Raw genomic sequence first — 10,661 nt, 5'->3', positions numbered from 1 at the left:
CTGCCGTCGCGGATCTTCCAGGGCATGGTATACCGCGCCGGATAGGGCATGATGACAAGGTGCGGGTATTGAACGATGCCTTTCCGGTAGTCTTTGTCGACCTGGATCGTTGCATGCCTCGCGTAGACCTCCCCGCCGTCCGTCACAACACATTCTATTTCTATCTCGGCGATCTCAGGAAAGTCGCCGATGAGCTTTGCAAAATTTATCAGGACCTCCTCCATGCGTCTCGCCGCGGACCCGCCGGTCGTGGAAAATTCCGCCTCCTCTATCAGGTGCCTTGCAAGCACCCGGTTCAGCGGAGGCAATCCTACGGCAAAACCGCTTCTACCCTTTATCCTGCCGGTCATGGATATCAGGAGGATAGCCGCCCCGAAATCAATGTCTCTCATTGATCTCAATGCCCATTCATCGACAACGTGTCCCTGTGCCGCGGCCTTGTCTCCATGGCCGGTGCCTGTCAGGACGGAGATGCCGTAATCCTTGAGAAGATTGACGGACTCCTCCGGGGTCAGGACGTCCCTCTGCTCCCCGATAGCATTGCGGAGCACGTCTCTCAGGTGGCTGGTCAACATCATCGCGTTTTCAGGCGCCTCCTCCGGCGTCTCATACAAAAGCTCGATGCCCCTGTGGTATCTGAGCATATAGAGGTAGGCCCTGACCGCGTCTTCCGGCGACTCATAGACCGGCACGTTTGCCTCCCTGAAGACCTCAATACCCTCCCGGGAGTATTGACCGCCCATCCAGACGGCGACAACCGGCCTGGCTGTCTTCAACGCACCCTCCACCAGCCTCCTTGCCAGCTCACCGGGGTCGCTGTGGGAAGTGGGTGCATATACGATGAGGACGCCGTCCACACCGTCGTCCTGCAAACATACATCGGTTACCTGTACATATCTCTCCACGTCTGCGTCCCCTGACAGGTCAAGGGGATTGCTCCTGCTCCAGAAGCGGGGCATGATCCGGTCGAGCTTCTCCATGCCGGTCTCCGAGAACCCGGCAAGCCGCCCTTTCTGTTCCGCAAGGGTATCAAGGGCGATGATGCCGATGCCGCTCGAATTGGTGATCACCGCAAGGTTCGGCCCCCTGGGGAGAGACCTCGAAACAAGCACCTTGGCCGTGTCGAAGAAATCATCGGTCTCTTTTACCCTTACTACGCCGGCCCGCCTGAAGGCCGCGTCATAGACCGCGTCGTTTCCCACCTTAAGGCCCGTGTGGGCAATGAGCGCCTCTGTGCTCTCAGGATACCTTCCCGGTTTCAGGACCACGATAGGCTTGTCCCGCGCGAAATAGCGCGAGGCGCTTATGAACTTCTTTGCGTCCTTTATGCGCTCCACGTAGAGCATGATGCTTTTCGTGAAATAATCTTCCTGGAGAAGGTCGATGAGGTCCGGGAAATCCACATCCACCATGGAGCCGAGGGACGCGAACATGCTGAAGCCTATCCGGCTGCCGATCCCCCAATATAACATGGCATTTCCGATGGTGCCGCTCTGGGAGATAAAGGCCGTGCTGCCCGGCAGAGGATTCGCCTTGAGGAACGTGGCGTTGAGGCCGATGTGCGGCAGAATGACGCCGTTGCTGTTTGGTCCGATCACCCTCATGCCGCAACCTTTTCTTATCTCCCATATCCTCCCCTCAAACCCCTTCCTTTCCTCCATGGAACCCTCAGGGCCTGGAGAGACTATGATTGCGCCTTCCACGCCTTTATTTCCGCATTCTTCTGTTACAGAGAGGAGCAGGCCATCGGGTGCGACGATCACGGCAAGATCGATATGCTCATCTATGTCGGATATGGAGGATAAACAATCGAGGTGCAGTACTTTTCTTTTATGCGGGTTGACTGCCCATACCCGCCTCGCGCCTGACGAGAGGAGGTTGTCAAGTATCGATCTTTCGCGAGAACCTTCCCGGTCATCTGCGCCAATAAAGGCAACGGTCTTAGGATCAAGCATCTTTCTCAGGTCACCCATGTTCGCTCCGCAGCGCTTTTCATCCATTCTCCCGTAATTACAGGTATTCTGCAACTGTTTTTCTTTATTTTATCCCCTGGCGGGCACTGCGGAACGTTGACATTTTCCAAGACATACTATATTGTTTAGCAACACAAAAACATTTCGAGAAAATTCTTTATAATGAAAGAATAGGAGGGGGGCAAAGATGTCAAGTTTGAACAAGGTCATTCTCATCGGAAGGCTCGGGGCAGACCCTGAAATGCGGTATACCGCAGACGGTGCGCCTGTCGCCACCTTTAATATGGCTACCTCTGAATCATGGAAAGATAAAAACAGCGGGGCCTGGCAGGAAAAGACCGAGTGGCACAGGGTCGTTGCGTGGAGAAACCTCGCGGAGAGGGCAGAACAGTTAAAGAAAGGGAACCTCGTCTACGTTGAGGGGAAGATCCAGTCCCGCGAATTTGAAGGCAGGGACGGCAATAAACGCAAGATCGTCGAGATCGTTGCCAACACCATGAAGGTCATCATCGGCGAGAGGGGCGAGAGGGACGACCGGAGGTCCTCAGGAGGCCCCCGTGGAGAGGTTGAGGAAGATTTTCCTTCGGAAAAAGATGACGACGTACCTCTTTAGAGGCAGCTCATAGTTCATGGCTGATAGCTGATAGCAATGTATCCGTTAGGCGTAAGGCGTTAGGCGTAAAGAGAATACCCAGACACCTAATAACCAAGCTCCAGATAATATCATAATTCAAATATCGAATGTTCAAAGTGTGTTGTCATCGCGAGGAGCGAAGCAACGTGGCGATCTGTGGTGACCCCTATTGTATGAGATTGCCGCGCTTGCGCTCGCAATGACATGGTTATTTTGTACATTGGAACATTCGTGCTTGTTTAGAATTTAGATATTAGAATTTAGGATTTGGTTTTGCTATGAGCTATGAGCCATGGGCTACTGTGCCGGGTTATCTTCTATCACCGGCAGATTTTCTCCGTTGTCCTTCTGTTGCAGCACCTCATCGTATTCAGGCACCGCTATCCCCCGTCTCACCATGATGTTATAAATGATCTGTGCTCGCTTCTCCACGTACTGCGAAGAACCATCCAACCGGTACTTTCTTGGGTTCGGCAGGATGACTACCAGTTTGGCTGCTTCCTGTGCCGTCAGGAGGGCCGCGGGTTTGCCGAAATAATGGAGTGACGCCGTCTCGGCGCCGAAGATGCCCTCACCCCATTCGACGACATTGAGGTAGAGCTCAAGTATCCTCCGCTTTGAGAGCGTCCGCTCGATCCTCCAGGTGATGACCGCCTCCTTGAATTTCCGTATTGGGTTCTTGTCAGGCGTGAGGTAGAGGTTTTTCGTAAGCTGCTGGCTGATGGTGCTCCCCCCGAACTTGAATTTCCCCTTTTCAACGTTCTTTTCCAGCGCCTTCTGGATGGCGTCGAGATCAAAACCGTGGTGTGACCAGAACTTGTCATCCTCTGATATGATCACCGCCTTGACGAGGTAGGGGGAGATGTCCCTGAGGGAGACCCACTTTTTCTGTATCTTTATCTTCTTGCCCTTCTGTTTCCATTCCTTTTCGCGGTATTCCATAAAGGAGGTCTTGCCCGGGTTCTGCTTTTTCATCTTCGCCACGTTCGGGTACATAAAGTAAAAACCCACAAAACCGATTGCCGCAAGCACTGCAAGGACAAAGATGGTTTTTATAAATCTGCCGAAAAATTCTTTCTTCTTTTTTTGTCTCATAAAAAAATACCGTTCATTGTATATGGTCGTGTCCTGCATATTACCTATAACCTATTTGACCGCCTCTCGACAATTCTTTTGAAAAGGCACGATTCTTGTTGTATATTTCTTGATAACCCGGTGCTCGGTACTGGATGCTCGATACTGGAGGGGGCAAACCCCGAGCCCTTATATTTTGTAGCGAGTTCACGAGCGCGAGGGGGAGGCTCCACGGACTCTGTTCGTGGAGGGGGCGACGTGAGCCCCGGAAAATGAGGTGTATATAATGGATTATGGTGATTACGAAGGCGTCATGGGTCTTGAGGTCCATGCCCATCTTTTAACGGACAGCAAGCTCTTTTGCGGGTGCTCTACAAAATTCGGCGCTGAACCGAACAGTCATACCTGCCCGACATGCATGGGGCTGCCGGGTGCGCTGCCCGTGCTCAACAAAAAGGTGGTAGATTTTGCGATCAAGGTTGGGATCGCGCTCCACTGCGATGTCAACCGGAAGAGCATCTTCGCCCGGAAGAACTACTATTACCCGGACCTTCCAAAAGGTTACCAGATATCCCAATACGAGGAACCCATCTGTGAGAACGGTTACCTCGATGTCTTCATCAACGGCGACAAAAAGAGGATGAGAATAAAGAGGGTCCACATGGAAGAGGACGCGGGGAAGCTCGTTCATGAAGCGACCATTGAAACAAGCACATATAGCCTCGTCGATTACAACCGCTCCAGCATCCCCCTGCTGGAGATCGTCAGTGAGCCTGATATGAGGACACCCGAAGAGGCTGTCCAGTACCTCAAGACGCTCAGGGACATCCTCGTCTACCTTGAGATCTGCGACGGGAACATGGAAGAGGGAAGTTTCAGATGCGACGCCAACGTGTCGGTCAGAAAAAAAGGGGCTCAGGAACTCGGCACAAGGGCAGAGTTGAAAAACCTCAACTCCTTCAAATTTATTGAGAGGTCCCTCGACTACGAGATACAGCGGCAGATCGATGTCATAGGGAAAGGCGGCACAATTGTCCAGGAGACCAGGCTCTTTAATGTCGATGAAGGCATCACCTATTCGATGCGCGGCAAGGAAGAGGCACACGATTACCGGTACTTTCCTGAACCGGACCTCCTTCCCCTTATGGTTGACGATGCATGGATAGAAGAGGTCAGGCAATCCCTGCCTGAACTGCCCGTGGAAAAGACGGAGCGGTTCATGAAGGAATACGGCCTGCCCAGATATGACGTGGAGATCCTCGTCTCTGACAAGGGCCTCGCCCGTTACTTTGAAGAGACCATCGGGCTCTTCCCTGAACCAAAGACAGTGAGCAACTGGATCATGACGGAGCTCCTCCGCGAATTAAAGGATGGGAACGCATCGGCGAAGGATTCGCCGTTGTCTCCGGCTCACCTCGCGGAGCTGCTGTCGCTCATCAAGGACAATACGATAAGCGCCAAAATAGCAAAGGACATCTTCCCGGAACTATACAAAAGCGGTGTCTCCCCGAAACATCTCGTTGAGGAAAAGGGGATGGTCCAGATCTCCGATGAAGACGCGATCATCGCAACCATTGACCAGGTGATCGCCCGCTCCCCGAAAGAGGTGGCAGAGTTTAAGGCGGGCAAAGAGAAGCTCCTCGGGTTCTTCGTCGGCCAGGTCATGAAGGAAACAAAAGGCAAGGCGAACCCGAAACTGCTCAACGAACTGATGCTGAAGAGGCTGAAGGGCTGATGATAGAGGCAGTCGATAGTCGTCAGTAGATAGTCGTCAGTAGACAGTGAAAACAAAAAAGGCTTTGTGCTGATCGCTGATGGCTGACAGCTTTCTTTAAGGGGTTTATCATGACTGACCACATTTACTGGAAAGATGGCTCGCTGTATCTCCTCGACCAGAGGGAGCTGCCGTTCAAGAAGACCTACGTCCGCTGCAGGACTGTAAAGGACGTCGCGGTCGCCATCCGGAATATGACGGTGCGAGGCGCTCCGCTTATCGGGATCGTTGCCGCATACGGCGTGGTCCTGGGAATCCGTGAGGTTATCGTATCGAAAAGGCGCTTCACCAGCAAGGATATGGACAGGATATATCAAAAGCTAAGCGCCACGAGGCCAACGGCCGTGAACCTTTCCTGGGCGTTGAAGAGAATGAAGGACGCATATGGCAGGTCTCACGATGACCTCGATATGCCGGACAGCATGCTCCAGGAGGCCATCTCGGTCCACGTTGAAGACATCGAGAATAACAGGATGCTCTCTCTTTACGGCGCTGAGCTGATCGATGACGGCGACACCATACTCACTCACTGCAACGCAGGCGCCCTCGCAACCGGCGGCTACGGCACTGCCCTCGGTGTCATACGGGCAGCACATGAGTCAGGAAAAAAGATCAAGGTCATCGCGACAGAGACAAGGCCTTACCTCCAGGGCGCCCGCCTCACGGTCTGGGAACTATACCAGGAAGGAATCCCGGTTGAGCTTATCCCCGATAACAACGTGGGGTTTCTCGCCTCCAATAAGGGTATAGATAAGGTCATCACCGGCGCTGACAGGATAGCCTTAAACGGCGACACGGCAAACAAGGTCGGCACCTTCATGATAGCCCTGGCAGCGCACCGGTTCAGGATCCCCTTCTTTATCGCCGCGCCGGTCTCCACCTTCGATCCCAACATCGGAAACGGCACATACATCCCCATAGAAGAGCGGGGCGGGGAAGAGGTCAAGTACCTGAAGAAACAGTTGCTCACTGTCAAGGACGTGAAGGCGCGGTATTATTCTTTCGACATCACCCCCGCGCAGTTGATCACGAACTTCATCACCGAGAAGGGCATCATTGAAAAACCCTTCAAAAAATATATCAGGATGCTTTTTGATTAGGTCAAACCAGGATTTTCCATTAGGACGAGTAACGGTGCCGGAATATCCCCGGCAAACCGTCGTGAGGCGAGGAAGCTCGGTCTTTTGCGCAGCAAAAGTTCCGAAGCCGAACGCGAGCGATTGGAGCCGCTGGAGCGGAATGAGCGTGTTTGCGGGGGATATTCCGGCACCGTTTTTCACAGCGTATCTTATTTAAAATGAAGATCATAACCCTCTTAACCGATTTCGGGACGAAAGACCCCTATGCCGGCATCATGAAAGGGGTCATCCTTTCCATCAATCCCGGCGTGACGATCGTGGATATCACCCACGAGGTGGATCCCCAGGACATCAGGGAAGGCGCGTTCATCGTTGAAGAGTATTACCGGTATTTCCCGGACGACACGGTCCACCTCTGCGTCGTTGACCCTACTGTCGGGAGCAACAGGCGTCCCATTATCGTCACGAAGGACAATCATTTCTTCGTCGGTCCCGACAACGGCATCTTCACCCTCCTTTATAAAAGCGGATACGAGGCATATGAAATCGATACTGTGAGTATAGCGAACATGAGGGGGAGGCTCTGGCAGCTTCCGCTGACGGAGGGGGCGACGCAAGCCCCAGTAATAGAAAGTCCGGAGTTCATGCGCAGGGAGGTTAGCTCCACCTTTCATGGACGGGACATCTTCGCGCCTGCCGCTGCCTACCTGTCAACGGGATTCCATCCATCTGCCTTCGGGAGGATGATACCCGATACGGTTCGGTTTGCAGACATATCCCCTGTCATTGAAGATAACTGCCTTGTCGGCGAGGTTGTACGCTTCGACCGTTTCGGGAACGCGATCACGAACATCCACGTCGACACCCTCGAGCGATTCATCCAGGGCAGATCATTTACGATCAGCATCAATGACCTGTCGTTTACAACCATCTGCAAAAGTTATTACGAAAATGATTATACGTGCCTGACCGGAAGCTCCGGGTATCTTGAGTTCGGGTATTACCGCGGCAATCTCAGAGAGAAGAAGGGGATCCTAAAGGGGCAGGCTGTAACTGTCATTCCAGCATGATAATGCATCTGTTTACACTTTATCATCCTTAATATCTGATGATATTTCTTCGAGGCTTCTTGGCGTGTGGTCTATCTGTTCCAGTGCCGGCACCTCACCGGTTCCCGTTATGCCGAGCTCCTTGAACCTCCTCGCAGAGGGCAGGACCCTTGATTCCAGCGAACCGATGGTCCTGTTATACGCATCGGTAGTCTTTTTAATGGCAGACCCAACATCGTCAAAATGTTTCATCATGGTGCTGATCCGTTCATACAGTTCCTTGCCGAGCTTGCTGATCTCCTGAGCATTTTTTGTTATGCTTTCCTGCTGCCAGCCATATGCTATTGCACGGAGCAATGCAATGAAGGTTGTCGGTGTCGCGATAATAACCTTCCTCTGAATACCATCTTCAATGAGGCTGGCGTCAATATCAAGGGCCGCGCTTAGGAATGATTCTCCCGGGATAAAGAGCACAACAAACTCAGGAGATTTATCGAACTGATTCCAGTACTCCTTCGATGAAAGATTTATCATGTGGGTCCTTACCTGCTGGGCGTGCCTTTCTATTTTTACCCTTTTCTCTTCGTCTGTCTGGACAGATATTGCATCGAGGTATGCCTCGAGGGATACCTTGGAATCAACAACGATCTCCCTCTCCATTGGCAGATGGACTACCATATCAGGCCTGATCCTCCCTTTTTCTGTGTCCACCGATAGCTGTTCGGTAAAATCGCAATGTCCGGACATGCCCGAGAGCTCTGCAACCCGTTTTAGCTGCATCTCGCCCCAGCGACCCCTCACCTGCGGCTTCCTCAACGCGGTAACAAGGTTGCTCGTCTCTTTTTTCAGGTTTTCATTCGTTGCCGCCAGAGTTCTCAATTGCTCCTCAAGGGTACCATACGCCTTTTTTCTCTCCCCCTCCATTACGTTGATCTGATCTTCATACCTCTTCAGTGTTTCCTGGAGCGGTTTTATCATTCCGTCCATTGCTGCCTGATGTTCCCCGAGCTTCCCTTTGGTAGTTTCGATAACCTTACCCATGTGCTCTGCGGCAAGCCTCAGGAAATCCTCACTGCTGCTTTTCAGCGCTGCAGCGGATAGCGCATTAAAGGTGTCGGTCATATCCTTCTTCATTGTCTCAATAAGCTGTTTTTGCTCATCGAGATTTTTCTGAGACGCTTCGAGCTTTGCCGAGGCCTCTGTCTTTGCCTGTCTTGCGAGGTTGAGCTCATTGCGCAGCCCTGTGATTTCTTCATCCTTCTGCTGACCCTGCTTCCCTCGTTCCTCGGCAACGGCCTCGGCTGAGCTTGCACGGCCTTCCAACTCAGCATGTTTTTTATTGTAACGCTGTGAAACAATGACCCAGGCGATGACCGCGCCAATTATGATACCGGCAACCATCCATATTCCTGTATCCATTCGTCCTCCCTTTCATACAAGGCTCAGGATTAGAATACCACAAACAAAAGATATGGCAATTATTTTATGGATCAGGAGGTTTCCGCTTTTTGCGGGGCACATGGTTCACCATGCATGAAAGCTTCATTGGCGCATAACCCATATTTGTTCGTTGACATACGCCATGTATGCTGTTATAAAAATAGACCGTGGGGCTGTAGCTCAGTTGGGAGAGTGCTTGACTGGCAGTCAAGAGGTCGAGGGTTCGATCCCCTTCAGCTCCACCAGTTTTTTCAGTAGGCTACACATCACACCCATCCTCGATACCCTCAAAATTGTATAGTTTTTGTATGGTTCGTTTTGATCGTATGATTTTAGAAATGCTTTTACGGCTATTACTACAACTTATTTTGACTGATAGACCCTTTTTTTCAAGCCCCCTATTTTCACTTATTGTGCAGCCAACCTCTTGCCTCCTTTTTTACGGGGGGGGGGTGTTAGGGGTCTTCTCTCCTTTGTTACCTTATTGTCAGGGAATACCTCAGCTCTGTTCGGGAAAAGGAATTTCCCTCAAGGCCATCCTTGCAAGATCGGCAACAAAGATTGCGGGTAACTGGTACATCTTGCAAGGCTCAGCAAAGGAGTGCCCGCACAAAGGGCACAGATATACGAGAGCATCTGGTTTACAAGATAAAATGTCCTTCATATTCTTCTCAACAACTTCTTCCCCCCGGCCATACTGTCCAAGACCCATAATCGCTGCCCCGCAACACAAAGCGTCCTTTCCATCATATTTCCGCTTTACTCTTTCAACACCTATTAACTCAAAAAATTCCTGCAGCAGCACTTCTATTTCGGGTATCGTCCGAGATGAACAAGGTCGTTGATAGGCAATTTTTTTGTTTATCGGTTTTACGTGTTGCCAATTTTCCTTTAAATAGCTATTAATGTAGCCAAGGATATGTGTAGCCTTGAATGGGATTTTTATTTCCTTCATCATCTTCGTAACCATAGTATGGCATTCATCGTGGAAAAATACGATTTCATCGCTATTTAGATTTATCAAATTCTGTATAAACTTCTTCCCTTTTCCGTTCAGTATACTGGCTTTCCCCGTATGAAGCATGGCATAGTAACAGAAATAGTCCCCTCCTTTCACCTGGGTCATATCCTTGAATAGCTCGCTTTGCAAAAGGTCAGGTCCGATGAATGGTTCAATCGCACACAGAGAAAGGACTGGTTTTGTCGTTCTTCCACGTATAATAATGCTTGGTGTTTCGATGATTTGTTCGAACATACCTAATGTCTGTGGGGTTACAGAAATAGTGCCCCTTTTCTCCTGAAGGTCACTTATTAGTTCAAAAGGGTTGGCACCCTTTTCGCAGTATTCATTACATGCAAAACAGGTTATACAGTCCCGAAGTATCTCCGCCTCACTGTTATCAATGAGCGCTCTCATCTCCTTAAAAGCCTTTTCTCTGGAATAATCAACGTATGCGCACGATACCAAACAGCTTCCGCATAAATCACACTTTTCCTTGTTAAACATTCGTAGCTCCTCCTTTTTTTCATTCTTTTAGTGTTACACGAACCTAAAAGTCAGACGATGAGATGCCAATCTTTGTACGGTATGAGGTTTTTGCCGCATAGCATTCTCTCCTGTTCCGTTTCTTTCCCGTT

8 protein-coding genes and 1 tRNA gene are annotated in these 10,661 nt (G+C 50.9%); 5 read left to right on the top strand and 4 right to left on the bottom strand.

Going from position 1 to position 10,661, the window contains the following annotated elements:
- Window positions 1-2,000: CoA-binding protein (locus PHU49_00760; protein MDD5242522.1), on the bottom strand; the 2,000-nt coding region annotated here is incomplete at its 3' end.
- A 160-nt stretch (window positions 2,001-2,160) separates the two neighbouring features.
- Between PHU49_00760 and ssb the strand changes: the two genes are divergently transcribed.
- Window positions 2,161-2,586, top strand: coding sequence for a single-stranded DNA-binding protein (gene ssb, locus PHU49_00755; protein ID MDD5242521.1), 426 nt, complete (start codon window positions 2,161-2,163; stop codon window positions 2,584-2,586).
- 318 nt (window positions 2,587-2,904) lie between these two features.
- Here the strand turns inward: ssb and mtgA are convergent, their stop codons facing one another.
- Window positions 2,905-3,741 carry a monofunctional biosynthetic peptidoglycan transglycosylase gene (mtgA, locus tag PHU49_00750; protein MDD5242520.1) on the bottom strand — a complete coding sequence of 279 codons (837 nt, stop codon included), beginning with the start codon at window positions 3,739-3,741 and terminating at the stop codon, window positions 2,905-2,907.
- A 226-nt stretch (window positions 3,742-3,967) separates the two neighbouring features.
- Between mtgA and gatB the strand changes: the two genes are divergently transcribed.
- The 3 genes from gatB (at window position 3,968) to PHU49_00735 (ending at window position 7,604) form a co-directional block, all read left to right on the top strand.
- Window positions 3,968-5,416, top strand: a complete 1,449-nt coding sequence (gene gatB / locus PHU49_00745; GenBank protein MDD5242519.1) for an Asp-tRNA(Asn)/Glu-tRNA(Gln) amidotransferase subunit GatB — start codon at window positions 3,968-3,970, stop codon at window positions 5,414-5,416.
- Window positions 5,417-5,526: 110 nt separating this feature from the next.
- Window positions 5,527-6,555, top strand: coding sequence for an S-methyl-5-thioribose-1-phosphate isomerase (gene mtnA, locus PHU49_00740; GenBank protein MDD5242518.1), 1,029 nt, complete (start codon window positions 5,527-5,529; stop codon window positions 6,553-6,555).
- A 197-nt stretch (window positions 6,556-6,752) separates the two neighbouring features.
- Window positions 6,753-7,604, top strand: coding sequence for an SAM-dependent chlorinase/fluorinase (locus PHU49_00735; GenBank protein MDD5242517.1), 852 nt, complete (start codon window positions 6,753-6,755; stop codon window positions 7,602-7,604).
- 12 nt (window positions 7,605-7,616) lie between these two features.
- Here PHU49_00735 and rmuC read toward each other — a convergent pair whose 3' ends face one another.
- Window positions 7,617-9,002, bottom strand: coding sequence for a DNA recombination protein RmuC (gene rmuC / locus PHU49_00730; GenBank protein MDD5242516.1), 1,386 nt, complete (start codon window positions 9,000-9,002; stop codon window positions 7,617-7,619).
- A 190-nt stretch (window positions 9,003-9,192) separates the two neighbouring features.
- Between rmuC and PHU49_00725 the strand changes: the two genes are divergently transcribed.
- Window positions 9,193-9,268: transfer RNA gene (locus PHU49_00725), tRNA-Ala, on the top strand.
- A gap of 254 nt (window positions 9,269-9,522) precedes the next feature.
- Here PHU49_00725 and PHU49_00720 read toward each other — a convergent pair.
- Window positions 9,523-10,530: a (Fe-S)-binding protein gene (locus tag PHU49_00720; GenBank protein MDD5242515.1), complete on the bottom strand. Its 1,008-nt coding sequence runs from the start codon at window positions 10,528-10,530 to the stop codon at window positions 9,523-9,525.
- Between the last annotated feature and the right edge of the window lie 131 nt (window positions 10,531-10,661).

The sequence above is a fragment of the Syntrophorhabdaceae bacterium genome (genome assembly GCA_028713955.1).
Lineage (GTDB): Bacteria > Desulfobacterota > Syntrophorhabdia > Syntrophorhabdales > Syntrophorhabdaceae > UBA5609.
Note: the sequence above shows the minus strand (reverse complement) of the source record. Positions and strands in the feature narration are given on the sequence as shown.

Excerpts from the sequence above, each read along its gene's own strand:
- gatB (MDD5242519.1), top strand. The coding sequence starts at position 3,968 with ATGGATTATGGTGATTACGAAGGCGTCATGGGTCTTGAGGTCCATGCC.
- PHU49_00735 (MDD5242517.1), top strand. The coding sequence starts at position 6,753 with ATGAAGATCATAACCCTCTTAACCGATTTCGGGACGAAAGACCCCTAT.
- mtnA (MDD5242518.1), top strand. The coding sequence starts at position 5,527 with ATGACTGACCACATTTACTGGAAAGATGGCTCGCTGTATCTCCTCGAC.
- PHU49_00720 (MDD5242515.1), bottom strand. The coding sequence starts at position 10,530 with ATGTTTAACAAGGAAAAGTGTGATTTATGCGGAAGCTGTTTGGTATCG.
- rmuC (MDD5242516.1), bottom strand. The coding sequence starts at position 9,002 with ATGGATACAGGAATATGGATGGTTGCCGGTATCATAATTGGCGCGGTC.
- ssb (MDD5242521.1), top strand. The coding sequence starts at position 2,161 with ATGTCAAGTTTGAACAAGGTCATTCTCATCGGAAGGCTCGGGGCAGAC.
- mtgA (MDD5242520.1), bottom strand. The coding sequence starts at position 3,741 with ATGCAGGACACGACCATATACAATGAACGGTATTTTTTTATGAGACAA.